The organism is Lyngbya sp. CCY1209, from assembly GCF_055795065.1.
This window is the reverse complement of record NZ_JAYFER010000262.1, coordinates 1-25,632: the sequence shown is the minus strand read 5'-3', so window position 1 is coordinate 25,632 and position 25,632 is coordinate 1. Positions and strand designations below refer to the sequence as shown.

At 55.0% G+C, this 25,632-nt stretch carries 22 protein-coding genes and 1 pseudogene; 14 read left to right on the top strand and 9 right to left on the bottom strand.

Annotation, left to right across the window (positions count from 1 at the left end):
- Positions 1 to 321 precede the first annotated feature (321 nt).
- A complete protein-coding gene (locus AC0QHF_RS07545; protein WP_324703586.1) occupies positions 322 to 1,041 on the top strand; it encodes an SH3 domain-containing protein in 720 nt (239 codons plus the stop codon).
- A 267-nt stretch (positions 1,042 to 1,308) separates the two neighbouring features.
- Here the strand turns inward: AC0QHF_RS07545 and AC0QHF_RS07540 are convergent, their stop codons facing one another.
- Together AC0QHF_RS07540 and purB are read right to left on the bottom strand one after the other, a co-directional pair.
- Positions 1,309 to 2,031 (bottom strand): M15 family metallopeptidase, encoded by a 723-nt coding sequence (locus AC0QHF_RS07540; protein ID WP_324703585.1) that lies wholly within the window; start codon positions 2,029 to 2,031, stop codon positions 1,309 to 1,311.
- A 152-nt stretch (positions 2,032 to 2,183) separates the two neighbouring features.
- A complete protein-coding gene (gene purB, locus AC0QHF_RS07535) occupies positions 2,184 to 3,479 on the bottom strand; it encodes an adenylosuccinate lyase (protein WP_324703584.1) in 1,296 nt (431 codons plus the stop codon).
- Positions 3,480 to 3,934: 455 nt separating this feature from the next.
- Between purB and scpB the strand changes: the two genes are divergently transcribed.
- Positions 3,935 to 4,468 (top strand): SMC-Scp complex subunit ScpB, encoded by a 534-nt coding sequence (scpB, locus tag AC0QHF_RS07530; protein ID WP_324703583.1) that lies wholly within the window; start codon positions 3,935 to 3,937, stop codon positions 4,466 to 4,468.
- Between the two features lie 38 nt (positions 4,469 to 4,506).
- Positions 4,507 to 4,857 carry a DUF760 domain-containing protein gene (locus AC0QHF_RS07525; protein WP_324703582.1) on the top strand — a complete coding sequence of 117 codons (351 nt, stop codon included), beginning with the start codon at positions 4,507 to 4,509 and terminating at the stop codon, positions 4,855 to 4,857.
- A gap of 7 nt (positions 4,858 to 4,864) precedes the next feature.
- Here AC0QHF_RS07525 and AC0QHF_RS07520 read toward each other — a convergent pair whose 3' ends face one another.
- Entirely contained in the window at positions 4,865 to 6,079 is a 1,215-nt protein-coding gene (locus AC0QHF_RS07520) for an HhoA/HhoB/HtrA family serine endopeptidase (protein WP_324703581.1), read from the bottom strand.
- Between the two features lie 612 nt (positions 6,080 to 6,691).
- Between AC0QHF_RS07520 and AC0QHF_RS07515 the strand changes: the two genes are divergently transcribed.
- Entirely contained in the window at positions 6,692 to 7,621 is a 930-nt protein-coding gene (locus AC0QHF_RS07515; protein WP_324703580.1) for a M23 family metallopeptidase, read from the top strand.
- 224 nt (positions 7,622 to 7,845) lie between these two features.
- Positions 7,846 to 8,754, top strand: a complete 909-nt coding sequence (locus tag AC0QHF_RS07510) for a vitamin K epoxide reductase family protein (RefSeq protein ID WP_324703579.1) — start codon at positions 7,846 to 7,848, stop codon at positions 8,752 to 8,754.
- A 56-nt stretch (positions 8,755 to 8,810) separates the two neighbouring features.
- Here the strand turns inward: AC0QHF_RS07510 and AC0QHF_RS07505 are convergent, their stop codons facing one another.
- The 3 genes from AC0QHF_RS07505 to AC0QHF_RS07495 form a co-directional block, all read right to left on the bottom strand.
- Positions 8,811 to 10,322 carry an FAD-dependent oxidoreductase gene (locus tag AC0QHF_RS07505; protein ID WP_324703578.1) on the bottom strand — a complete coding sequence of 504 codons (1,512 nt, stop codon included), beginning with the start codon at positions 10,320 to 10,322 and terminating at the stop codon, positions 8,811 to 8,813.
- 153 nt (positions 10,323 to 10,475) lie between these two features.
- Positions 10,476 to 11,066 carry a phosphate-starvation-inducible PsiE family protein gene (locus tag AC0QHF_RS07500; protein WP_324703577.1) on the bottom strand — a complete coding sequence of 197 codons (591 nt, stop codon included), beginning with the start codon at positions 11,064 to 11,066 and terminating at the stop codon, positions 10,476 to 10,478.
- Between the two features lie 235 nt (positions 11,067 to 11,301).
- The gene (locus tag AC0QHF_RS07495; RefSeq protein ID WP_324703576.1) at positions 11,302 to 12,012 is read right to left on the bottom strand and encodes an NAD-dependent epimerase/dehydratase family protein; all 711 of its coding nucleotides are present in this window, start codon (positions 12,010 to 12,012) and stop codon (positions 11,302 to 11,304) included.
- Positions 12,013 to 12,064: 52 nt separating this feature from the next.
- Between AC0QHF_RS07495 and AC0QHF_RS07490 the strand changes: the two genes are divergently transcribed.
- Complete coding sequence (locus tag AC0QHF_RS07490; protein ID WP_324703575.1) at positions 12,065 to 13,072, top strand: AEC family transporter; 1,008 nt, start codon at positions 12,065 to 12,067, stop codon at positions 13,070 to 13,072.
- A gap of 138 nt (positions 13,073 to 13,210) precedes the next feature.
- Here the strand turns inward: AC0QHF_RS07490 and AC0QHF_RS07485 are convergent, their stop codons facing one another.
- Genes AC0QHF_RS07485 through miaB form a run of 3 tightly spaced genes read right to left on the bottom strand, consistent with a single transcriptional unit; the run spans position 13,211 to position 16,734 of the window.
- Positions 13,211 to 14,368, bottom strand: coding sequence for a lactate racemase domain-containing protein (locus AC0QHF_RS07485; protein ID WP_324703574.1), 1,158 nt, complete (start codon positions 14,366 to 14,368; stop codon positions 13,211 to 13,213).
- A gap of 9 nt (positions 14,369 to 14,377) precedes the next feature.
- Positions 14,378 to 15,379 (bottom strand): hypothetical protein, encoded by a 1,002-nt coding sequence (locus AC0QHF_RS07480; protein ID WP_324703573.1) that lies wholly within the window; start codon positions 15,377 to 15,379, stop codon positions 14,378 to 14,380.
- Positions 15,376 to 16,734, bottom strand: a complete 1,359-nt coding sequence (gene miaB, locus AC0QHF_RS07475; RefSeq protein WP_324703572.1) for a tRNA (N6-isopentenyl adenosine(37)-C2)-methylthiotransferase MiaB — start codon at positions 16,732 to 16,734, stop codon at positions 15,376 to 15,378. The genes AC0QHF_RS07480 and miaB overlap by 4 nt, the downstream gene beginning before the upstream one ends.
- A 256-nt stretch (positions 16,735 to 16,990) precedes the next feature.
- Here miaB and AC0QHF_RS07470 point away from each other — a divergent pair, with 256 nt between their 5' ends.
- From AC0QHF_RS07470 to AC0QHF_RS07435, 8 genes and pseudogenes are all read left to right on the top strand, one after another.
- On the top strand, positions 16,991 to 17,134 hold the full coding sequence (locus AC0QHF_RS07470; RefSeq protein WP_324703571.1) for a hypothetical protein: 144 nt from the start codon (positions 16,991 to 16,993) through the stop codon (positions 17,132 to 17,134).
- A 346-nt stretch (positions 17,135 to 17,480) separates the two neighbouring features.
- Positions 17,481 to 19,142 (top strand): ATP-binding protein, encoded by a 1,662-nt coding sequence (locus tag AC0QHF_RS07465; RefSeq protein WP_324703570.1) that lies wholly within the window; start codon positions 17,481 to 17,483, stop codon positions 19,140 to 19,142.
- Positions 19,143 to 19,184: 42 nt separating this feature from the next.
- On the top strand, positions 19,185 to 19,703 hold the full coding sequence (locus tag AC0QHF_RS07460; protein ID WP_324703587.1) for an EAL domain-containing protein: 519 nt from the start codon (positions 19,185 to 19,187) through the stop codon (positions 19,701 to 19,703).
- 322 nt (positions 19,704 to 20,025) lie between these two features.
- The gene (locus AC0QHF_RS07455; protein ID WP_324703569.1) at positions 20,026 to 20,322 is read left to right on the top strand and encodes a hypothetical protein; all 297 of its coding nucleotides are present in this window, start codon (positions 20,026 to 20,028) and stop codon (positions 20,320 to 20,322) included.
- Between the two features lie 109 nt (positions 20,323 to 20,431).
- Positions 20,432 to 20,755, top strand: coding sequence for a GGDEF domain-containing protein (locus tag AC0QHF_RS07450; protein WP_324703568.1), 324 nt, complete (start codon positions 20,432 to 20,434; stop codon positions 20,753 to 20,755).
- Positions 20,756 to 20,822: 67 nt separating this feature from the next.
- Positions 20,823 to 23,153 carry a Fe(2+) transporter permease subunit FeoB gene (gene feoB / locus AC0QHF_RS07445; protein WP_324703567.1) on the top strand — a complete coding sequence of 777 codons (2,331 nt, stop codon included), beginning with the start codon at positions 20,823 to 20,825 and terminating at the stop codon, positions 23,151 to 23,153.
- A 399-nt stretch (positions 23,154 to 23,552) separates the two neighbouring features.
- A complete protein-coding gene (locus AC0QHF_RS07440; RefSeq protein WP_324703566.1) occupies positions 23,553 to 24,650 on the top strand; it encodes a glycerol dehydrogenase in 1,098 nt (365 codons plus the stop codon).
- 786 nt (positions 24,651 to 25,436) lie between these two features.
- Positions 25,437 to 25,632 (top strand): annotated as a pseudogene (locus AC0QHF_RS07435) (calcium-binding protein); the annotation flags it as partial.

Sequence of the window (25,632 nt, the reverse complement as noted above, 5' to 3'; positions counted from 1 at the left end):
GACAGTTATAAGGCTGGTCAGGGGTGCGCCCCTTATATTCACCCGAGGGGGTGAAAGCCTTACCGGGAGGCTATTTCGGGCATTTCAGTCCTATTTCACTCCCGAACGAATCGCACCGACGATCTCAAAAATACCAAAAGAGCTTTCAATTGCCTTTTTTTGGCGTTATATCGACCGCCGGAATAGTCGGGACATCACCCAATTTTCACAACTCCGGTGGTGGGAAGAGCTGCTGGCGGCCCAGACCTGAAAGCCGATCGCTTTAAGACCCACACCCGACAACTGCCATACTATTGTTGGGAACCAACTGAGGCCGGTTTCATGTCCTTTCGACCCCAACAATTGATCGTCGCCGGTGTCGCCGGACTGGTGACGGCGGTTGTCGTTGCCGCCATCGCCGTCCAACTGCGATCGCCCGGGGAACCCGACAACCCCCCCGCCACCGAATCCCCGGTTCCCGCCGCCCCGGCCGACGTCTCCGCCACTCCCGACGTCGGGCCGATGGTCGTCAAACCCCCCACCAGTGGATGTGAGATCAGCATGGCCGTGGTCGAAGATCCCGATCCCCCCCTCAACGTGCGATCGGCCCCCCAAGTTCAGGACGGCAACATCGTCGGCCAACTCCCCAACGGAACCTTCGTCTCCGTCGTGGACGAGCAAAATGGCTGGCTGCAAATCAGCGATCCGGTTCCGGGGTGGGTCGCCAAAAACCGTACCCGCAGCAGTTGCCCCAACGTCGTCCAATCGATCCAATTTTTTCCCGGCGGAAATTCCGCCCGGGTCACCGGTGAAATTATTGGCGGCGGCAGCCACAGCTACACTCGGTCAGCCGAAGCCGGACAGACCCTCACCGTCGAAAGCGAAACCTCCGTTTTCCCCCGCATTATCACCCCCGACGGACAACTTCTCGGCGAAGACCGGGCAACGGTTGGAGGACAGCAAAAATGGAGCGGACAACTCCCCACCTCCGGAACCTACACCTTCCAACTCGACTCCAATTTCAGAGGCTTTGAATACGATTTTCTGGTAATATTAGAGTAGGATTTACCCCAGCAACTTTCCCTTTGAAAGAGGGCGAAAAATTAAATTTATAGCAGTGCGCGCTCGTATAGTTACAAAACCGATAAAAGGGAGTCGGTCGTAGAGAGATTGATCATTCCCGGCCTGTTAACACATTGGGGGAACCTCGAAAACTTCAAAACTTCGATTCAAAGGGACTTTGAGTTGTACCGATTCCCTAATACCGATTCTCGAGGACCGCGCGCAGCGCTATAAATTCCAAAATTTTTATTTTAAAAAAATCCAAAACTAAGGAATTTCATCCAATCCGATATCGAGCAAATCGTACCGCTGCCAATCTTCGGCATCGAAATGCCACCACTCCGTAATTAAAGAAACAAACCCCTGTTTTTTCATCTTATATTCCAGCAGGTCGCTGTTGCGGCGGACTTGTGGTTCGTTGCCCCAATAATCCCGGGCGGCTTGTTCGGTAAAGTCGTCAAAATCCGTCGGCATTTCCAACGGTTCCCCCGTTCTCAGATCCACCAACGTCAGATCCACCGCCGCGCCGCGGTTGTGCCGCGAGCCCCGGGAGGGATTAGCAACATAGCGGGAATCGGGCAAGATTTCCCACATTTGACGGGTCACGGACCAGGGCCGGTAGCAGTCGTAAACCATCAATCCCAACCCCATATTTTCCAGGTCGTCCTGAACTCTGGAAAGGCGATCAGCGACATCGGCCCTCAGCAGACATCGGGGGACGGAGTAGAGCGATCGCCCCAAAAAATTATTGGATGTTGCATAGCGGATGTCGAGGCGAATATTGGGATTGACCGACTCGATATCGACCAATCGATCCGCATTTGAAACGCGGTTATAACTTTCGACGAGACCGGGGGGTTTCTGCGCCACTTCCGCCGCCGCGATCGATTGGGAAATGCTATCCAATTCTGGAGTCGAATGAGGGAGGAAAATCGACGAGAAAAAAGCCAGAAAAACCGAACCGATGAAAATGCCAATTCTGGGGAACATTTTAGAATACCAATTCTCAAGTTAAGATGGCGGAGAAGAGGCAAAAATCGGGGGAGGTTGCGGAGAAACCGGGTTTCTGATGGTGCCTCGAATTCAAACCCACGCTGGAGATAGAAACCCGGTTTCCAGACCGACACCCGACACCCCAATTCTCAGATATTCAACCGCTGATAAATTTCATCCAAGTGTTTGAGATGATGTTGCGGGTCGAAACAGGCTTCGATTTCTTCCGGTGACAGATAATTTTTGACGGTCTGATCTTGGGTGATTAACCCGTGAAAATCTCCGTCGGTTGTATTCCAAGCCTGGTGGGCGCAGGATTGGACGACGCGGTAAGCCTCTTCGCGATTCATGCCTTTTTCAACCAAGGTGAGTAAGACCCGCTGGCTGAAAACGACGCCACCATAGAGGTTCATGTTCCGCTTCATGTTTTCGGGATAAACCAGGAGATTTTTCACCAAATTGGTGATTTCCACCAACATGAAATGGGTGACGATGGAGGCGTCCGGTAAAATCATCCGTTCAACGGAACTGTGGGAGATGTCCCGTTCGTGCCAGAGGGCGACATTTTCCAACGCCGCGATCGCGTGCCCCCGGACGACCCTCGCCAGTCCCGTCAGGCGTTCGCTGCGGATCGGGTTGCGCTTGTGGGGCATGGCCGACGATCCCTTTTGGCCCCGGGCGAAATATTCTTCGACTTCCAACACGTCCGTCCGCTGCAAGTTGCGGATCTCGACGGCGAACCGTTCGATGGAGGCGGCCAACAGCGCCAGGGTTTGGACATATTCCGCGTGGCGATCGCGGGAAATGACCTGGGTAGATGCGGTGTCGGGTTGCAATTCCAACTTCTGGCAGGCGATCGCTTCCACCCTCGGATCGACGTTGGCGTAGGTGCCGACGGCGCCGGAAATTTTACCCACGGCGATCTGTTGGCGGAGGTGGACGAGGCGTTCCCGGTTGCGGCAGACTTCCGCCAGCCACCCGGCGAGTTTGAAACCGAAGGTGATCGGTTCGGCGTGGATGCCGTGCGATCGTCCGATCATGACGGTGTTTCGGTGCTGCTGCGCCTGGTAGCGGATCGCCTGGGCCAGACTTTCCACCTGTTCGAGGAGTAAATCGGTGCTGGCGACCAGTTGCAGGGCCAGGGCGGTATCCAAAACGTCCGAACTGGTGAGTCCGAGGTGGATGTAGCGTCCCGCGTCTCCCACATATTCATTCACGTTGGTCAGGAAGGCGATGACATCGTGGCGCACTTCGGCTTCAATTTCCAGGACGCGATCGGGGTCAAAATTGGCCTTGGCTTTGATTTCTTCCACGGCTTCCATCGGAATGTAGCCCAGTTCCGCCTGGGCTTCGCAGGCTGCAATTTCCACCCGCAGCCAGGTTTTCAATTTGTAAGTGTCCGTCCAGAGGTCGCCCATTTCGGGCAAAGTATAACGTTCAATCATCTTGATTGGTCAAGTTTTATTTTGTTAAAGGCGGTTTCCCAACAGCAAGCTCTGAGGGGGTTAAGATACTTCGGGTCGGTCTGGTAATTGAGCAAATTTCACCGATACCCCGCCCGATCCAACCGTATTATTCTGACATATCGCGCCACCTGGGGGGAGTGGGGGGCAACGGTCAAGCTTCGGTAAGCGGAGGTAAGCGGAGGTAAGCGGAGGTAAGCGGAGGTAAGCGGAGGTAAGCGGAGGTAAGCGGAGGTTGAATTGGGGGTGGACAGGCACGGAGGCAGAGCCCCTACAATCTAAAATTAGGGCGCAAGCCAGGGGCCCCTACAATCTAAAATTTCCGATTCCCGACTCCCGACTCCCGACTCCCTATTCCCCACACCCGACACCCTACACCCGATCGCGAAAGGAATTGCGCTAGAATCTACCATGCCCGCCCCCTAGCCGATCGCGCCATGTCCGTCAGCCTGCCCGCCAAAATTGAAGCCATCCTGTATCTGAAAGGTCAAGCCCTGTCCCTTTCGGAGATCGTGCAGTTGGCGGAGTGCGATCGCGCCGCGGCGGAGGACGCCCTGATCCAACTCATGTCCGACTACGCTCACCGGGACAGCGCCCTGGAAATCACCGAAACCCGCCAGGGCTACAGCCTGCAACTGCGGGAGGCCTACGCCGGCCTGATCCACACTTTGGTCCCGCCGGAATTGGGGGTGGGGGCGCTGCGAACCCTGGCCGCGATCGCCTTAAATGGAGGCATCACCCAAACGGATTTGGTGGAGTTGCGCGGGTCCGGGGCCTACCAGCACGTCCAGGAACTGGTGCATTTGGGATTCGTCACCAAGCGACGGTCTCCCGAGGGACGGTCCTATTGGCTACAGGTGAGCAAAAAATTCCACCAATATTTTCAAGTCGATCAACTCCCCCAGCAACTTTCGCTACAATTGCGGCCCAATTCGGCAGACGATCCCTCACCATCGGGCGCGATCGATTAAACTGGAAATACATCAGACCAGACACTCAGAGTCACCTCATGGTTTTTAATTCCGACTTCATTCCGTCCAATGACCAGGAAACCTCCGAGAACCCGCTTTTGAGCTACCTACAACACCAGCACCCAGATGTCTTGGCTCACGTCGCTCAATCTGCGAGTCCGGAGATCAAAGAAATTATTTCGAGAAATGTCCAGGGGTTGGTGGGGGTCTTGCCTTCGGATGACTTTGACGTGCAAATCACCACAAACCGGGAAAATCTGGCGGGGTTGCTGGCTTCGGCGATGATGACGGGTTACTTCCTGCGGCAGATGGAACAGCGGATGCACCTGGAAGAAAACATTTCGGGAACCGCATCCCCCCGCTCCCACTCCGGTTCCTCCGACTTCTAAGCCGCCGTCAGTCGATCGCCGATAGGGCTGATGCCGGAAAGGTCGCCGCCTTCACTTTCAGGGTTTGAACTTTGCCGAGGCGGTTGATCTCCACGTCCAACTCTTCACCGACCGCGATCAGTTCCATCTGTTCTTGAACTTGAGTCGGGGTGTTGACGGCGATGCCCCCGACCTTCTGGATGATATCGCCCTTGACGATACCCGCGATCGCGGCGGGGGAGTCTTCCACGACCCGCACCACCAGCACCCCCCGATTTTCCGTCAACTTCAGATCGAGTTGCTGGCTCATCTCCTCTTTGAGGGTGGCGTTGAGTTCCACCATTTTGACGCCGAGGTAAGGGTGATCCGCTTTTCCTTTTTCAAATAGCTGGTCAGCGATCCGCAGGGCCGTTTCGATGGGAATGGCAAATCCCAACCCCTGGGCATTCGCCCGGATGGCGGTGTTGACACCGATCACCTGGCCGCGATCGTTCAACAGGGGTCCGCCGGAGTTGCCCGGATTGATGGCCGCGTCCGTCTGGATGAAGCGCACCCGCTTATCGGGGATGCCGACCTGGGAACTCGATCGCCCCGTGGCGCTGATGATGCCGACGGTGACGGTATTATCCAAGCCGAGGGGGTTGCCGATGGCGATCGCCCACTGGCCGGCAACGATGCGGTCGGAGGTGCCGATGGGCGCCGTGGGCAGGTCCCGCGCCTCAATTTGGACGACCGCGATGTCGGTGAGATCGTCCACCCCCTTGACCCGGCCCTCGAACACCTGGCCGTCCTTGAGCGTCACCCGCACCACGTCCGCCCCATCCACGACGTGGGCATTCGTAATCAGACGGCCGTCGGAGCTGATGATGAACCCCGAACCGGTCCCCCGCTGCAGCCGTTCGTGTTCGGGGGGAACGCGATCGCCGAAAAACCGCTTGAACAGGGGATTGTTGAAGGCATCCGGCACGTTTTTGGCCACTCTGCGGGCCGCGTCGATGCGGATCACCGACGGCCCCACCCGCTCCACCGCTTCGGCAATGAAATTGGGGCTGCTGCGATCGACGACCCGACTTTCCGGCATCGGAAGTTGCGTCTGGGGCGCAACGGGCCGGACAACCGGAACGGCCGGAGAATTGGATGCCGGATAATTGCCGTGCAAATGACGAGAGCCGAGCCACCCCGTACCGCCCCCGATGGAAAGTAAAGCCAAATATACAGTCAACTGTTTGAAAGATAAGTCCATCTCTACGTTCCGACCCGATCGGTCGTCTCTACTAAAACATCCACCGGAGTCGTCGGGAATTGACCGCCGGGGGAAATCGTTGTGGAGAAAGCCACGATCCCAAACCGAACGGCGATCGCTGTTCCGATGGAGATTGAATTGAGCCGAGGGCTTCACACCGATTCCCCGCGCCGATTCTCGAAACTCGACTCTCTCGCAGAAATTGGGAGTCGCGTCCGGAGTCGCGAGGACGCAATGAGCTTGATATCAAGCCATTCTCTATTTACTAATATCCCCTCTAATCCCAAAATCTTCAACCTCTCGTCAAATTTCCATCGGTTCGGGGGAGGCAGAAGGCTGGAATTTTCGCCGTCGCGGGCGGTCGGCTGAAAGCTGAAAGCCCGTAGCCGAAAGCGATCCCGGCGGGGCGACGGCATCCGACCGGAAGAATTTGATATGATGTGGGGGCGATTCTCCGGGAGTCCCGATTCCCCCGCGCCCACTGATTTGACACGCTCCCCGTCAATTCTGCCGGTCCGGCAATTTTCAATCCCATGAGATCCGCCCGGAGTCGGGGTGTCGGGAAAAATTGACAATTATCAATTATCAATTATCAATGATCAATTATCAATTATGATCTTCCGACTGCTTTCGCTCTCACGCTACTGGCCGGTTTGGATATGGACTGCGATATCGAGTCTGTCCGGTTTGGCGATTGCCCCCCCGGCGACGGCAGATCTCTTTTTCCGGGAAGCCGAGGCAGTCTGCCCCGTCCCGGTACTCTCCCGCCTCCGCCGCCATCGCATCGCCCCGGGGGAAACCCTCGAAAGTATCGCCCGACAATACGACCTGATCCCGGCGACGCTGATGGGCATGAACCCCAGCCTGCGGGGCGGTGAAGCCCCAGCCGGAGAAGAAATTGTCGTCCCCCCCTACAACGGAATTCGCGTCGAGGTGCGGCCCGGGCAGACCTGGCAGGAGATCGCCCGCACTCACGGGGCGCGGGCCGACGTCATTTTTGAGGTGAACGGCTGCGATCGCAACCCCGCCGTGGTGTTCGTCCCGGGGGTGAACTGGACTCCCGGGGGCACCGCGCCACCCGCCCCCGCCGTCAGGTCCGGTTCCCCGCTGCCGATCCCGGCGACGGTGGCATTTCGCTACGGGTGGCAGTTGCACCCCGGCACGGGGGAGGTCGTCTTCCACGGGGGCATCGACCTGGCCGCGGCGGTGGGCACGCCGGTTTTGTCCGTGGTCGAGGGGGTGGTGGCCTTCGCCGGATTCCGGGAGGGCTACGGCAACGTGGTGGTGGTCAACCACGCCCAGGGCAAACAAACTCGCTACGCCCACCTTTCGGAGATGAGCGTCCGGGCCGGCCAGCGTTTGGCTTCGGGCCAGCGTTTGGGGGCCGTCGGACAGAGTGGCAGACCGGACGGCGATCGCCCCCACCTGCACTTTGAAATTCGCTACAATTCGGATCTGGGATGGGTCGCCGAAGATCCCGACCCCTATCTGGATCTGGGCAATTCGGATCGCTGGTACAGCCGCCGCGATCGCGGACGATAAGACCGAACCGATGTTTTGAGAAAATCGGACGTGGGAAATGGAAAAAAGAAGCCGGGGAACCCCTGTAGAAATTCGGCGGGGAGAAACATTTCACATTCCGCACACTCTCCGAGCCGGATGAATCTCAATCCCATGGAAAATTGCTATATTTTGGTGAACCCGGATATCACCGCCCTTCACCGAAGCGTATTATTAACATCCCGACCGACAGGAGACAATCATCGATGATTCGCCAACGTTCGACCCCCTGGATTCAGCAAAAATCCCGCTTCATCATCGCCGGGATCGGAGCCTTCGGCGCCGCGATCACCGCCTACCTGGCGGCGACGAAACTGGCCGGGGGAACCGCCGCCTGTCCCGTGGAGGGCTGCGACAAGGTGTTGGAGAGCCCCTATGCGGAAGTGTTCGGCCTGCCGCTGGCCCTGTTCGGCTTTTTGGCTTACGTTTACATGATCGTCATGGCGGTGGCGCCGCTGTTCGTCAATGCGGAAACCCAGAAAGGGTTGCGGACGAAGCTGGAACACTGGACCTGGCTGCTGATGTTCGTCGGGTCGGCGTCGATGGCGATCTTCAGCGGCTATCTGATGTATATCATGGCTTTTGAAATTCAGTCGCTGTGCGTCTACTGTATCGCCTCCGCGATCGCCGCGCTGAGTTTGCTGGTGCTAACCCTCGTCGGCCGCGACTGGGACGACGTCGGACAACTGGTTTTTATCGGCCTCATCGTGGCGATGGCGACGATCATTGGCACCCTGGCCGTTTACGCCCCCATTAACAACCCCTCCCTCGGAGAAGGAGGCCAGGGAAGTTACAACATCTCCACGACCTCCAACCCCTCCAATATCGCCCTCGCCGAACACCTGACCGACGTGGATGCCGTCATGTACGGGGCGTTCTGGTGCGCCGCCTGCAAAACCCAAAAAGAATTGTTCGGACGCCAAGCCGCCGCGGCTATCCCCTACGTCGAATGCGACGCGGCGGGTCAAGATCCGCAGCCAGACCTGTGTCGGTCAAAAGGAGTTCGGGCCTATCCGACGTGGGAAATCGACGGCCAAATGTATTCCGGCGTCATCTCGCTGCAAGAGTTGGCCGACCTCAGCGGTTACACGGGCCCCCGAGATTTTGGCAATTAGGGAGTCGGGAGTCGGGAGTCGGGAATCGGGAATTAATAATTATTAATTGTTAATTATTAATTTTCCCGGTGTAAATCTTTGACCGCCGGTCCCCGCAGCAGTTGGCCGTCAATGTCGAAGCGGGAACCGTGGCAGGGGCAGTCCCAACTCTTCTCGGCGGGGTTCCAGGCGACGATGCAGGCGAGGTGGGGGCAGACGGCGGAGACTTGGTGCAGGTGTCCGGCTTCGTCGCAGTAGGCGGCGATCTTGTTGCCGTTGACGGTCATCAATTCGGCGTTGCCGGGGGAGAGATCGTCGGGGGATTTGAACAGGCCTTTGAGACGATCGCCGAACCAGCGCATCCCCACGTCCAAATTCTCTTTGACGGATTCTTGGCTGACGAAGGGGGTGGGGCGCAGGGAGTCGTAAAGGTCGGCCCAGGGATTTTTGACCCCCAAAATCAGGTCGGAGAGGATCATCGCCGAGAGGGTGGATTTGCTCATGCCCCAGAGGCTGAAAGCCGTAGCCACGTAGATGTGGTTGTTGGCGGGGGTCAGCCGGCCGATGTAGGGGAGGCGATCGAAGGACACCATGTCCTGGGTGGACCAGCGGTATTCGGTGGGGACGCCGAACTGGCTTCGCACGAATTCGTCCAGGCGCCGGTAGCGGTCGTCGGTGTCGGAGGCTTCCCCGACCTTGTGTCCCCCGCCGCCGACCAACAGCAACAGACCGCCATCGGGGTGGGGGGTGGTGCGGATGGATTTGGTGATCTCGCCCGCCCCGATGAACATCCCGCCGGGATCTTTGTCCGCGTCGATGCGGGCGCCGATCAGGTAGGACCGTTTGGGGTAGGATTTGGCGAAATAGAGGCCCTGGTCGAGGATCGGCAGATTGGTGGCGACGATGACATCGGTCGCGGTGACGGTGGGGCCGTTTTTGGTGATCACGCGGCAGGGCTGTTCTTCTTCGACGGTCATGACCCGGGTATTTTCGCAGATGACGCTGCCATCCCCGTGGACGGTTTTCGCCAGGTGCAGGATGTATTTGCGGGGGTGGAATTGGGCCTGATTGTCAAATCGGACGGCGCCGGTGATGGGGAAGGGGAGGTTGGCTTCCGTCACGAAGGAGGCGGGTAGCCCCAGTTTGAGGGCCGCTTCCACTTCCGCCTCGATTTTTTCGCGATCGCCGGCCGTGGTGGCGTAGACGTGGGCGTTTTTGCGTTCAAAATCGCAGTCGATATTTTCTGCGGCGACGAAGGAGGCTACCTGTTCGACCGCGGCTTGGTTGGATTCTCCGTAGAGGCCCGCGCCGTCCGCGCCGATTTTTTCGATCAGGTCGGCGTAGATGAGATGGTGTTGGGAGGTGAGTTTGGCGGTGGTGTGGCCGGATGTGCCGCGGGAGATGCGATCGGACTCCAAGACGGCGACGGTTTTGCCGGCCTGTTTGAGCAGTTTGGCGGCGGTGATGCCCACCAGACCCGCCCCGACGATGGCGACATCAACGGAGAGATCTCGGGTGAGGGCGGGATAATTGGTTTCTGGGGTCGAAGCGATCCAAAAGGAGGCAGCTTTTCCGGGTAGGCCGCTCATGGGGGGTTCCTCCACGTCATTTGATAACTGTTTGATAACAACGACATTGTAGGGAGGGCGGGCGACCGGGCTTATCTATCGGCGGGGGGAGCGGGTGCGAATTTCTATCTCCGGAGAGAGACGGGGCGATCGCTCGTCGTCCGGCTGTGGCTTTCATTCGATCGACGAGTCTCGCGATCGCTCCGTTTGGGCGACAGAGGATTGGGAGGCTTCCTGTTGTTTTTTCCTGCGGGCTAACTCCGCTTTTTTCTGCCTGAGGGCCAGTTCCTCTTTTTTCTGCTTGCGGGCCAGTTCTTCGTTCATGGTCTTGATCAGCCAGTAGCTGATCGCCAAGGCAAGGCTCGCACCCGCCAGGGCGATCAGATCGATTTTTGCATATTTATTAGGGTCGAAAATTATAATTTTTCTGGACACGGCAATTAAAGCCGTCACCACGACCAACTCGACTTGGACGATGTGCTTTTTTAAATAGGCGGTGACATTTTCTAACAATTCCAATGCGATTAAAATATTGAGAAATAATCCAAAAATATCGATCAGGGTCGTATTGAAAAATCCGACGGGTTCCGAGTGGAGCAAATCCACCGACAAAACCCGCACCAAATCGATCAGAGACACCAAGATTACGGCGATCAATGCCAGGGATAAAACTTTGGATACGAAGTTCTCGATCCAGTGGATTAATTCCATAAAGTTTTCGTCTTTAAATCCGGTCGAAACGGTGTGAAAAAATTTTTTGAGCATCGAATAATGGATGGGGTAAATATGGGGGATTGAAATTGAGAGACCAGAGGGTCAAAAAACCGGTGGCGATCCGATCTCAGATACCCGAATGGACGAACCTCGTTGAACCTTATTTCCTCAAAAGAGTCCCGGCGATCGCCGAGATTGGGCGGGCGATATGATCCCCTTGAGTTACTGTTATCACGTTTTGACGCGACATACAATAGATTAAATTGCCGATCGCGTTACCGTTGACTCAATTGATATGATGGCGTTCCGATTCCGCATTATCCCGGGGTCGATAGTCAACCGATGTCCGGGCATTTTCGATCGCCCAAATTCGACCGGGATTGTCCGAGACACCGTAAAAAATTTGGAAGCCCAACCGATCGCGATCGAGGCATTTTTGCACCAGTTGCGCCAGATCCCGGGGGCTGCACCAGGTTTTGAGGGTGCGCTTGCCCTCGGGACGGTCCAAAAACGAACCGATCCGCAGGCAAATCACGGACATCCCGTATTTGTCGGCGTAAAACCGTCCCAACGCCTCGCCGAACACTTTCCCCACCCCGTACAGGGAATCGGGGCGGACGGGCATCTCCGGGGTGATCCGTTCCTCCCCCGCCACCTCCCGCCATCCGGAAACGTGGTTGCTGCTGGCGTAAATAATTTTGCCGACTCCCGCCCGCCTCGCCGCTTCAAAAACGGTGTAAGTCCCGGCGATCGAACTGCCGTAAACGTCCTCCCAGGGCTGTTTCGGATCGGGATTTCCCGCCAGGTGAATGACGGCATCCACCCCCGCCATCGCCCGAAATACCGCATCGAAATCCGTCACGTCCGCCGCGATCGCGTCCTCCACCTCGGAAATGGGTTTAAGATCCAAGCAGCGGAAGTGATAGTGACGGGCTAAAATTTGGCGGAGCGATCGCCCGATCCGCCCCGCCGCACCCGTGACCAAAACTGTTCTCATTGTCAAGTGGGGAACGTTACATTGAGCTTAATTTTAACTCCTATTCAGCACGATGCTCACTCTTCTAGAAAATCCCATTCTTAGGTTATACTTAAACCTGATCGGATGGGCTTTGGTCGGATTCCTCCTGGGGCGCAAACTCCCCCCAAAAACCTCCAAATATCTGGGTCAATTTCTCTACTGGGTCGGCGTCCCGGTGGGCATCATCGCCTTCATGCGGGGTGCGAAGATCTCGGGATACATTTGGGTGGCGCCGATCGCCGGGTGGATCGCCATGTTGGTGGGGGCGATCTTCGCCCGCCTCTGGATCGAATTGGAAATCAGTGACGAACGCACCAAAGCGATCGCTTCGGGCATTGACGCCCCCGAAGATGCCCCGGATCAACCCACCTTTGAAACCGCCTGGGATCGGCCGACGCAGGGCAGTTTTTTGTTGGCGATGATGGTGGGAAATACCTCCTATCTCGGCTTTCCAGTGGTGCTCTCCCTGATCGGGCCGGAATATTTCCTGTGGGCGGTTCTTTACAACACCCTCGCCACCAGCCCCGGACTGCACGGCATCGGTTACGCGATCGCCTCTTATTTCGGAAATAATTCCACAAATCAACCCCGAAAAGGTATCTTACCAGTGATTTTAGGCAATCCGGCGCTGTGGAGTTTCGGCTTCGGTTTTCTATTCCGAAATGTCCCCCTCCCGGACCTCGCCGAACGGAGTTTGAAGCTGTCCGCCTGGGGTGTCGTCACGTTGTCGATTATCATGATCGGTTTTCAACTCAGCTACCTGGGCGTCGTGCGGGAATTCGGGCGGGCGTCGATTTGTCTGGCGATTAAAATGGTGGTGGTTCCTTTGGTGGTGGGGACGGGTTTGATGTTTTTCGGGGTGACGGGTTGGCCGCGGTTGGCGATCGTTTTACAGATGGGAATGCCGCCGTCCATCGCGACGGTAATTTACGCCACCGCCTACGGCCTCGATCGCGATTTATCCGTCGCCACCGTCGCTTTTGGTTCGGTGGGTTTATTGCTCACTTTACCCGTCTGGCTGTGGTTATTCGCACCTTAAGCGGAGGAGGCGGAGGAGGCGGGGGAAGCGGAGGTTGAATTTGGGGTAGGCAGGCACGGAGGCACTGCCCCTACAACTCGGAATTGAGAGAATCTAAAATCTAAAATCTAAAATCTAAAATTCCCTATTCCCTATTCCCTATTCCCTCAAAATTAAGTCGGTGGCGTGATGAACGATACAGTCGAATTCTGATTCTTTGATGGTAGCCGGATCGCGATATCCGAGGTGGACGCGATCGCAGGTTTTACAACTAATGCCTTCGGCTGATAAAATCACTTTAATTCGCTGCAAATGCTGGCCGACACGGATCATGTGGCTGGCGACGAGGGGGTTATTTAACTGGCCGGAATCCACCCAGGATTTTATTTTTTCTGGAATGGCATAACCGAAGGTTTCGATCATCTCGCCGTGGGTTGAAGAAATTCCCTCTTTCAACTTCCCCCGCACCACCAGTGTCCCGCCATCTTTGACGATCGCACCACAATTATAAACCGCCTTTGCCGCCTGCCAAAAATCGGCGCTTTTATCATCGACGATCGCCAACAAATTCTCGCAGGGTTCCACTGATTTTAAGAAAAATTTCGCACTCAATTCTGACGCTTTGTGGTAAGATGAGAATAAATCCCCCGCGAATAAACCCACAATTCCGGCGGGGAGGGTGACGAAATTAACCGAAACGAAAGTTGCCGGAAATTTTTGCATCGCCAAAGCGCCCACCCGATGCAATATCTCCCGGATCGGGTTGGCGACTTTTGCGATAATTTCCTCGCCGGGAAACAGATTACTTTTCCAGTGGGTGTAGTCGATAATCGCTGTGTTGGCAATTCCCGGACAGAGATATTTTGCACCGCCGGAAAATCCGACCACCCGATGGGGAAAGACGCTGCCCATCGAAATCACCAGATCCGCCCCGGCTAACGCCCGATTCAGCTTCACCGAAACGCCGTCTATTTCGCCGATTTCAATTAATTGGCTGTCGTCAAAGGCATTATGATTGAAAAGCCCGATCGCCCCCGCTTCCGACTCCGACAATCCCAATTTATCCAGCATTTCAGTCCGGGTCATGGGGCGGTGGGTGCCCAGGGCGAAGACGACCGAAATTTGGCGGGATTGGGATTGCAAAAATTGCAGGAATCGCGGGAAAAATTGGGCGATGGGGGTGGATCGGGTCACGTCTTCGCAGATAATTAAAGTGCGATCGCTCACCCGATCTAACCGTGCCATATAATCCGCCAATTGGCGGATTATTTCATCGGCGGACAGCAACGGAACCGGATCTAAATCGACAACTTTCACCCGGCAATTTTACTCCATCGAATTGGGCGCGATCGGCCGGACAAAACTGCTGTTCGCCCGCACGAAACAGGTCGTCGCTTCCCCATTTTTATCGGTCGTTTTGACATACAGCCAGGGCTGTTGCTGCGTATCAAAAACGAGGCCCAACCCGGCTGGACCCGGAATGGTTTGGAAATCTTGCCCCCGTTCCAGAGTCGCCACCACCGGCCAGTTGCGGATGTCGAGGGAAACGTTGCGGGTGTTGAGTTCTTCCTCGCTGATGTCCGCCATGCGACAGTTGAGGCCGTCGGGGTCCGGATCGACGGACTCCCAAGTGGTATGGGGCGATCGCCCAAAATTGCCGTTTTCCAGGGGTTGGGGGAGGGTCGTCTGGGGGGCGGCAGGCATGGGACGGGGGCGGGGCCGATCGCCCAAAGAACCGCCGGGAGTGGGGATGGGTTGGACAAAACGGCTGTTCGCCCGGACGAAACAGTTCCTCGGCGCCCCCGCCTCGTCGGTGCGATCGACATAAATCCAGGGCCGATCTTCGGTATCGTAAACGACTCCGAAGCCGGCCGGTCCGAGTTCGATCTGAAAATCTTCTCCCCGTTCCAGGGTTCCCACCACCGGCCAGTTGCCGATATCGAAGCTGAAATTTCGATCGGTCATATCCCGGGTGATGAGTTCGTCGTAGTTCTCGATCCCCTCTGCCATCCGACAGTTCAAGCCGTTGGGGTCGGGATCGACGACTTCCCAAGTGTTATGGGACGATCGCGAAAAGTCGCCGCCTTCTCCCGGTTGCGGCAGGGGTCGATCGCTCTCCGGCGGCCGCAGGGGCCGATTCTCGTCGGGTTGCGGCAGGGAAATCCGTTCCTCGATCTCCGGCGGGGAACCGGCGGGGGCGACGGGGACATCATCATTTCGGACCGGTTCCGCTTGAGTCCGGGGGAAGTTATCGCAGGCGATCGCACCGATGCCCACGATTCCCAAAACTGCCAGCAAACCGAGTTTTTTCAAGGTTGGGTTACTCATACATTGGCGTACAATTCGACGGGTTCTCCGGTGAGGCTAAATGCCCGCACTTCGGTGATCTTCACCTTCACCAGCCGCCCCTTGAGTTCCGCCAAATCCCCTTTAAAAAAGGTGAGGCGATTGCCCCGGGTTCGCCCCATCACCTGGGTCGGATCTTTGGGATTGTGCCCCTCGACGAGCACTTCTTCGACGCGATCGCAATACCGCCGCGATCGCTCCGCCGCTTTCACCGCCACTAACCGATTCAACCGTTGCAGGCGATCGGCTTTCACCTCCTCGGAAAGCTGATTTTCCCACACCGCCGCCGGGGTTCCCGGACGGGGAGAATAGGCGGCGGTGTTCAACTGGTCGAACCCGATATCTTCGACTAATTTTAGGGTATTTTGAAACTGTTCTTCCGTCTCCCCCGGAAAACCCGCGATCGCGTCCCCACTGATCGCTGCGTCGGGAATATACTTGCGGATGGTATCGATAATCCGGCGATATTTTTCGTGGGTGTAGCCGCGTGCCATCGCTTTTAAAATATCATTATCCCCGGACTGAAACGGGATGTGGAAATGTTCGCACACCTTGGGCAGTTCCGCACAGGCCCGAATTAACCGTTCTGTAAAATAGCGGGGGTGGCTGGTGGCGAACCGGATGCGATCGATTCCCGGCACGTCGTGGACGTAGTACAGCAAATCCGTCAGGGTGTGTTTGTGGCGCCCGTCCGGGGTGGAACCGGGCAGATCTCGCCCGTAGGCGTCGATATTCTGCCCCAGCAGTGTCACTTCTTTGTAACCCTGTCGCCCCAACTCCTCCATTTCCGCCCGGATGGCTTCGGGGGTGCGGGACTGTTCGACTCCCCGCACGCCGGGGACGACGCAGTAGGTGCAGCGTTCGTTGCAACCGTAAATCACGTTAACCCAGGCCGTAACGTCGCTGTCCCGGCGGGGTTTGGTGATGTCTTCGACAATGTGGATGGGTTCGGTGGCGACGACCTGGGACCCGTCGAGCACCTGTTCTAACAGGTCCCGCAGGCGGTTGGCGTGTTGGGGCCCCATGACCAGATCCAGTTCCGGAACCCGCCGCATCAGGCTATCTCCCTCCTGCTGGGCGACGCAGCCGGCGATCGCCAAAATTAAATTGGGATTCTCCTGCTTGCGTTTCGCCTGCCGTCCCAGGTAGGAATAGACTTTCTGTTCGGCATTGTCGCGGATGGTACAGGTATTGTACAGGACGATATCGGCGTCGTTGGGATCTTCGACGAAGGTGAGCCCCATTTCGTCCAAAATGCCGGCCATGCGTTCGGAGTCGGCTTTGTTCATCTGACAGCCGAAGGTGGTGATGTGGTAATTGCGGGGGGTCGTGGTCATCTGCAATTGGGTATTAACGATGAATTGGGGGGGTGGTAGGGAATGGGTAATCGGGAATGGGGAATAGGGGATGGGGAATGGGGGATGGGGAATGGGGATGTCGGAACCGGCAACCGGGGACATTGGGAACGGCAACCGGGGACGGTTGCCCCTACGGATTTTCCCTACACCCTACACCCTACACCCTACACCCCACACCCTAATTCTTGCCAAATCACTATTATAATTCAGGGGTTCGGTGTATCTGGGGTTCCCCATGTCGAAGCGGACTGAAGTTTTGCTCGTCGGTGCGATCGCGCTCCTCTCTTTGACCGTGGCGACGGCCTACACCCATTTTGAGCTTTCCATACTGACGGGTTTGATTTTGGCGATCGCCTCGAAGGGAATGCGGAAGAATTAGGGTTGGGAAATTTTAGATTTTGGCGGGCCTTGTTAAAAACGATATGGCGATCGGAAACCATTTGTTGCGTTTGCGCCCTGCCGACCTCGATCGAGAGTGGATAATTCTGAAAAGATTCTAAAATCCATAAAATCGGCCGAGTTGGGGTGCTATCGTATTGATAATAATTCCCAGATGTTGTTGGCGTCGCGCCGATTGTGATCGACGGCGGACAATTCTGATAAAAATTCTAAAATTCTCTAGCAAAGATTCTCAAATCTCCTGATAATAAAGATTCTAAAGTCGTGAAATTGCCTGAATCGGGGTGCTATAATTGACAATTATTTCTAATAACCCTGAGCAACAAATGAAAAAAGAGTCCGAGAAGAGAGACAGTTTTTGGCGATCTGTCTCCAAAAGCCCCGAGAAAAAGGCTTCCGGGAATACGCCGGCCAAGGTGGCGATCGCTTTAGGTCTGTGTCTGTCTGCCATAGCGGCGATCGCGGTGTGGCAGCGAGAACGAGAAACCCTCGCCATCGAGTTGCAAGAAAGAACGGAGAACTTGAGAAGCGCCCTACAAGAACAAATCGATCGCAACCCGGATTTTAGCGGGGGTAATGTCTCGGTGGGAGAACTGCTGGAGGCGACTTTACCGGGGCAAGTGCTAGAGGATCTCAATATTTACATCTACCGAGAGCGCGCGGATGGTAAATTTCAACCCCTGGCGTTTTACGAATTTAACACCCACAGGCTAATTGTCGATCGCCTCGACCCGCCCAAACTTTCCGGAAGGGGATGGCTTTGTCCGGAATTCGGCGTTGCTTCGAGTTCTTCGACCGGTCGGGTTTTTCGCCAACTCAGACAAACTCAGACGACGGGGAAACCTTGCAAGCGGACGCTATCGGTGGGCGGCGATCAGCAGTGGTTTTTCTTATTACTGCCAACGCCGGCATATCTGGCCCCTTACAAATATTGGCAAAGCTGGGGAACGTTCCTCGGCGGTTTAATTTTAACGAGTCTGCTGGCTACCTATCTGCTGGCGTCGGGGCGCTACACTCAACAGGTGGAAGAATTGGCGGAAGAACGGACGATCAAAGCCCGACAACTGCAAAAAGCCCTAGAAGAATTGCAGGAAACTCAGGGGATGCTGGTTCACAGCGAAAAAATGTCGAGCCTCGGTCAAATGGTGGCGGGTATCGCCCACGAAATCAACAATCCAGTCAACTTTATTTCCGGCAATATTTCCTGTACGAAAGAATACATTCAAGATCTGTTAAACCTGATCAAAATTTATCAAAAAAATTATCCCAATCCCCGCCCGGAAGTCGAGGAATTTAGTTCGGAAATCGATTTGGATTTCCTGGTTGAAGATTTGCCAAAAATATTAAATTCGATGCAAGTCGGAGTCGATCGCATCTCCCGAATCGTCCTCTCGATGCGAAATTTTTCTCGTCTGGATCGGGCTGAAATGCAGGCGGTCAACTTGCACGAAGGAATCGAGAGTACCTTGTTAATTTTAAACAATCGTTTTCAAGCCAAATCGGGTAGTTGTGGCATTCAACTTGTCAAAGAATACGGGGAGTTACCCTCGGTTGAATGCAATGCCGGCCAACTGAATCAGGTTTTTATGAATATCGTTGCCAACGCAATAGATGCCATAGAAAGCCACGACAAAAAACGCTCCCCCGAGGAGAAAAAAGCCGATCCCAGTCGGATTGTTATCAAGACATCTTTGGGTTCCGCCTCCGACAGTCCCCCGGCTGTAACGGTGACGATTGCGGATAACGGTCCGGGGATTCCCGCCGAGATTCAACAGAAAATTTTCGACCCATTTTTTACGACAAAACCCGTGGGCAAAGGCACGGGTTTGGGAATGTCGATCGCCTACAAAATTGTGGTCGAAGGACACGGCGGCACGATTCGCTGTCGGTCGGAAGTAGGCCGGGGAACTGAGTTTAAAATCAACCTCCCCATCCGACAAGTTTACAGAGAAAAAAAACCGAATTCGATCGGGGTAGCCGTGGCTTAAATTTTTGAAAATTGGAGGTCGTCAAAAAACATCTGATAAACCATTTCAGCGGTCAATTTTTCTGCACAACAATTTTTGCAGGCGGACTTGCCGGAAAAAATCGATCGCATTCTCTGGGAAACCGGGGTAGATGCGAGGTGTTTGCATCTGGAAATTACGGAGAGTAGTTTTCTGGATGGAGAGGGAGCGATCGCTATTTTGCACCGACTCAAAAAAAGGGGGATAAAATTGAGCATCGATGATTTTGGCACGGGTTATTCTTGCTTAAATTATTTGCACTTCCTTCCCGTAGATATTTTAAAACTTGACCGCTCTTTCGTTCGACTGCTCGGCCTGGAAAAACCCACTGAGGAAATCGTGAAAGCCATCGTCGCTTTGGGTCATAATTTGGGTTTGGAGCTGGTCGCAGAAGGCATAGAAACAACCGCCCAGTTACAGAAACTTCAGCAGTTAGACTGCGAATGCGGACAAGGTTTTCTATTCGGCAAACCCATGACTCCCAAAGTGGCAGAAGAATTTATTATTTCCAGCCTAGATCTCGAAAAAATAAATGATGAATAATAAAGGGAAACTGAGGATCAATATTCGGGGCATCTCAACTGCCGTTTTCGCCCTTCGGGGAAAGTCAACATTGACCGCTGTTTGGTTAACATCCAAAAAATGCTATTTTTATAGCCGATCATTGATCGATACCGCCAATACCCACCCATGCCAAACCGTTATTTTTTACACCGCCCAAAATTTGCAGCCTATCGAAATTCTTCGACAAAAATAGTGGCCGTCGGTGGCATCTGCCTGTCAATTTTTGCGGGTACCGTCCTTTGGCAGTGGGAGAGAGAAAAGCTCCAAAATTTGCTCCACGAATATTCGGACAACCTCGATAGTGCGCTGGAAGAAACGATGCACCGGAGAACTTCAAGAAAGCAACGAACGACTGCAACAGATCAACTCGCAACTGCAACGGACTCTAAAAGAGATTCGCCGGCTCAACGAAATGAGCGATCGCCTCCAGGCTTGCTACACCCGGGAACAAGCTTACGCGATCGTTTCCCTGTATATGGAGCAGTTATTTCCCCATCTCGAGGGGGGTATTTGCCATCAGCGAATCGAAAAACTTTCTCGAAGAGATGTCGAGTTGGGGGGAGGGAAGTTCCATCCAAAAACTTTTCCCCCCCGATGACTGCATGGCCCTGCGGCTGGGTCAGCCCTATGGGGTGGCAAACGATCGCTGCAGGGCCCTTTGTAAAAATGTCAATCCTCCCTATCCCCCAAAACATTGCTGCATCCCGATGATGGCCCAGGGAGAGACGATCGGTTTACTGCATTTGAGTTGTCCGGAAGGGTCGAAATTGATTCTGCCGGAGACGCCTTTAGAGGCCTGTTGTTCTCGCGCGGAACAAATTCGGGAGGGGGTGAAGCATCTCAACATTCAGCATCGGGGTCAGTCTTTGGGGGTCGTCAGTTTTTCCATCGGGGTGGCGGCGTTCCCGGAACACGGTCTGACGCGGGAGGCCATCGTGGAAGCCGCCGATGTGGCGTTGTATCGGGCCAAACACGAAGGCCGCGATCGCGTCATTTGCGCTTCCGAAAGGGCGATCGCCGATACCTCTTAGGTCGGCGGTCGGCATTGGAAAATATCACTTCAACCCCTTCAGATGACAGTCGAAATAAAAACGGAAAATGAAACATCAAACCATCGCCCTCATCGGCAATCCCAACTGTGGCAAAACCACGGTTTTCAATAACCTGACGGGCTCTCACCAGACGACCGGCAACTGGCCGGGGGTGACGGTCGATCGCAAACAAGGCTACTACAACTTTGAGAGTCAAAAAATAGCGGTGATCGACCTCCCGGGAGTCTATTCCCTGGATGCCGAAGACTCGGAAACCGGCCTGGACGAAAAACTGGCGCGGGATTATCTGCTCTCGGGGGAAGCGGATTTGATCGTCAACATTATCGACGCTTCCAACCTGGAACGGAATTTCTATCTGACCACCCAACTGCTAGAAATGGGACGGCCCGCGATCGCCGTTCTCAACATGATGGACCGGGCCGAATTGAGGGGCCTGCAAATCAATCCCGAACTGCTCTCGCAACGCCTGGGATGCCCGGTTTTGCAGGCGGTGGCGGTGCAAGATGTGGGGACGGCGGAGCTGCGGCGGGCGATCGCCCTGGCCCTCGACCGCCCGCCGGTGCCCAAATGTTATGTCGTTTACCCCGCCGTTGTCGAAGAGGCGATCGCCCGGTTAATCCCCTGGGTCATCGAATACCGTTGCGATGCCGACGTCGATCCCCGCTGGACGGCGGTCAAACTGCTCGAATATCGAGACGATGCCCTGCCCAAGTTTCCGACCACCGAGTTGGAAAAACGAGTCGTAAGAGAGCGGCGAAAAATCCGCGAAACTTTGCGGGAAGATATCGACATCATTATCGCAGACAATCGCTACAGCTTCATCCGGCAACTGCTTCTCGGCGCGGCCGATCGCACCCGGGAAGTCGCGTCCGACATTTCGGACAACATCGATTCAGTCGTGTTGAACCGGTGGTTGGGGATTCCGATTTTTCTGGCGGTGATGTATCTGGTGTTCCTCTTTACCATCAACATCGGCGGCGCGTTTATCGACTTTTTCGACATCGCGGCGGACACGATTTTTGTCGATAGTTTGGCTGCATTTCTGGAACGTCTCGGCCTGCCGGGGTGGGCGATCGCCTTGCTGGCAGACGGTGCCGGCGGTGGCATCCGAACCGTCGCCACCTTCATCCCGGTGATCGGGTTCATGTTTTTGTTTCTGTCGTTTTTGGAAGACTCCGGTTACATGGCGCGGGCGGCTTTCGTCATGGATCGGTTGATGCGGTTTGTGGGGTTGCCGGGAAAATCCTTCGTGCCGATGTTGTTGGGTTTTGGCTGCAACGTGCCCGCCATCATCGCAACCCGGACGTTAGAAAATCCCCGCGATCGCATCATGACGATCGTCATGAACCCGTTCATGTCCTGCGGAGCGCGACTGCCGGTTTACGCCCTCTTTGCCGCCGCCTTTTTTCCGGCGGCCGGTCAGAACGTGGTCTTCGGTTTGTATCTCATCGGCATCGCCGCGGCGATCTTCAGCGGTTTGGTCTTGAAAAACACCTTGCTGCGAGGAAAGTCGTCATCTTTAATTATGGAACTGCCGCCCTACCACCTCCCCCAATTGAAAGGGGTGTTGTTGCGAACCTGGGATCGGCTGAAAGCGTTTTTATTGCGGGCGGGAAAAGCGATCGTCTTGATGGTGATGATATTGGGTTTGTTAAATTCCCTCGGCACCGACGGCTCCTTCGGCAACCAGGACAGCAAAGCGTCGGTTTTGAGCGCGACGGCGGAGGCGGTCGCCCCCGTCTTCGCGCCGATGGGCATCCGGCAGGAAAACTGGCCCGCCACCGTGGGCATCTTCACCGGCATTTTTGCCAAAGAAGTGATGGTCGCCACTCTGGACAATATTTACACTCAGATGGCCGGGGAAAAATCGACGGCGACGGCTTCCGGGTACGGCCCGTTTGAAATCGGGTTCGACTTCTGGGGGGGTCTGGGCAGCGCCTTCGCCACCATCCCCGGAAATTTGGCGGAAGTGCCGGGGGCGTTGTTGAACCCCCTGGGACTCAATGTCGGTCCTGTAGAAGAATTGGAGTTCGCCGCGTCGGAACAGGAAGTGGCGGTCGGCACTTTTGGGGAGATGGTGAGGCGGTTTGACGGTCGGGCGGGGGCTTTCGCTTATTTGCTGTTCGTCTTGCTTTACTTTCCCTGCGTGTCCGCCACTGCGGCCGTTTACCGAGAGACGAATTTGGGTTGGACCCTATTCGCCACCGGGTGGACGACCGGTCTGGCCTATTGGGTGGCGGTGATGTTTTATCAAGTGGCGACTTTCCCGCGACATCCGGTCGCTTCCGCGCTGTGGATCGGAGTTTTGGGGGTGGTGATGGCAGGTGTTATTTTGGCTATGAAAAATGTGCGATTGATGGTCAGAGGCGACAATTGAGGGTTCCCCCCGCAGGGAGGGTTAACCGGGGTCAAATCATGGAACTGACAGCCGGTTTTGTCTGTTAAAATCTGTGTGCGATCGCAAACTTTTGTAATGAAGGATTGACCTGGGGAAAGCGATGGTTTAAAATCTTCACTATAATTATAGTCTGAATCCGCAAAATTCAGGGATTCCGTTGGTAGAAAACTGAGATGATATTTGCCAATTTTATCATCAATTGTTTGGGGTCTGGGTTCGAGTTGAAAGCGTTTGACAACAGACAGAGCGACGGGCATCGGGGACAGTTCGCGGCGGAGCAAGGCTGTCAATTGTATCTCCCCGTTGCTCTCCGTTTGCAGTGGTTGATTATTCTTCATTTTGACCCGAATTTTACCGTTCGTTGGGAACGAGGAGAACATGATGATTACCACCGCCATTTTTCCCGCCCGATACGTCCAAGGCAACCACGCCATCCGCTTCCTGGGGGAAGAGTTGAGCCGTTTGGGGCGAAAAGCCCTGGTGATGATGGGTCCGGTTATTTTTCCGAAAATGCAACCCCTTGTCGAAGAGTATACCCGGGGGACAATTGAGGTTTATCTGGAACGGTTCGGGGGGGAATGTTGCGATCGCGAAATCGATCGCATGGTGTCTCTGGGCCAAAGTCAACAGGTCGATTTGATCGTCGGCATCGGGGGCGGAAAAACCATCGACACCGCCAAAGCCACCGCCCACCATTTGCGGCTTCCCGTCGCGATCGTCCCTACCATCGCCTCCACGGACGCCCCGTGCAGCGCCCTGGCGGTCATTTACACCCCCGAAGGGGTTTGGGAGCGCTATTTAATACTGCCGCGAAATCCCGATTTGGTTTTGGTAGATACCCATATTATTGCCGAAGCTCCGGTGCGGTTTTTGGTCGCCGGAATGGGGGATGCCCTGGCGACTTGGTTCGAGGCGGAAGATTGCCAGATCAAACGGGCAAAAAATATGACCGGCCGCATGGGTCCGATGACGGCGTTTAGTCTGGCCCATTTGTGTTATGAAACCTTGCTCGAATACGGGGTGTATGCGAAAATTGCCTGCGAACAACAGGCCGTGACTCCGGCGTTGGAACGGGTGATCGAAGCCAATACGTTGCTGAGTGGACTCGGGTTTGAAAGTGGGGGACTCGCGGCGGCTCACGCCATCCACAACGGGTTTACCGCTTTGGAAGAAACGAAGAAATTCTGGCACGGCGAAAAGGTGGCTTTTGGAGTGCTGGCTATGTTGATTTTGACCGATCGCCCCAGCGAGGAAATCGATCGCGTGTTCAGCTTCTGCGAGTCGGTGGGACTCCCCACCACTTTGGCGGATATCGGACTCGAAGGGGTGAGTCGCGATCGCCTGCTGTCGGCGGCGGAACGGGCCTGCGGACAGGGCGAAACCATTTACAACGAACCCTGCGAGATCACCCCGGAAGCGGTTCTGGCGGCCCTGTGTACCGCCGATGCGGAAGGGCGCCGGCGGAAAGGACGTTGATTTTTGGGGGCGATCGGCCGTTTTTTGCCGAAGTCCGGCAAAATCTAGATGGGTGAAAAGGACTTTTGAAGTCGATTCCTATGGGGTTGTCCTGCGGTCAACCCCGTTTTTGGGATCTCAAACCAACCCTACCGATTGCCCATTGTCCATTGCTCAATACAAGTACGGTTCGGTGGCGATCGCCGTACCTCCCCGCAATACCAGCCAGAACGGCTCCAAAGTGTATCAATTCATAATATAACATCAAGTATATATGATGCCTAATATCTCATCAACCGTTTTTTTCGAGATGGGTCATTGGGGATTTGGTCAATTTTAAAATTGGCCATTCAAGACTTTCGATCCGCTCAAAGCCCGTCCAGGTAAAGCATTCGGGCTTGCCGATCTGGACGTCAATTGTTAATTGATCCCTCGATCTTTACATGAGCTTTATAATTTTCAGATAAATTTTACAGAAAATAGATTGATTTCGGATCGGGATGGTGCAATTCTTAATGTCGGGGTCCAAAAAAATTTTAAATTGGTATTTTTTGGGAAATTTAATTTTCCATTTTTTTAGAATCGTTTCTTTTCCGTCTTGGATGTCGATATTCGGACATTAAATTGACATCCATTAATTCAAACTGCATCTATCGGACCAACATGATTTCACTCGACTTCAGTGACTCTGTATCTGTCGAAACATCCCTTCTGCCTCACAACAATCTCGCAGTCGCTCCGGGTCTCAATATTAGCATCAAAGATATTGCAGCCGGCCAACAACTGGGAACTCCATACGACGATACGATGGATGGCAGTAGTGGAGATGGCGATCTTCTCATCTACGGTTTAGAGGGAAATGACGTGTTACTCGCCACCGGCAACGAACAATTGTTAGGAGGAATAGGAGACGATCGCCTCGATGCTTCGGCGGGAACCGACAATCAACTCTTTGGCGGCAAAGACGATGATATTTTGATCGGCGGTCGTCGGAGTATAATGT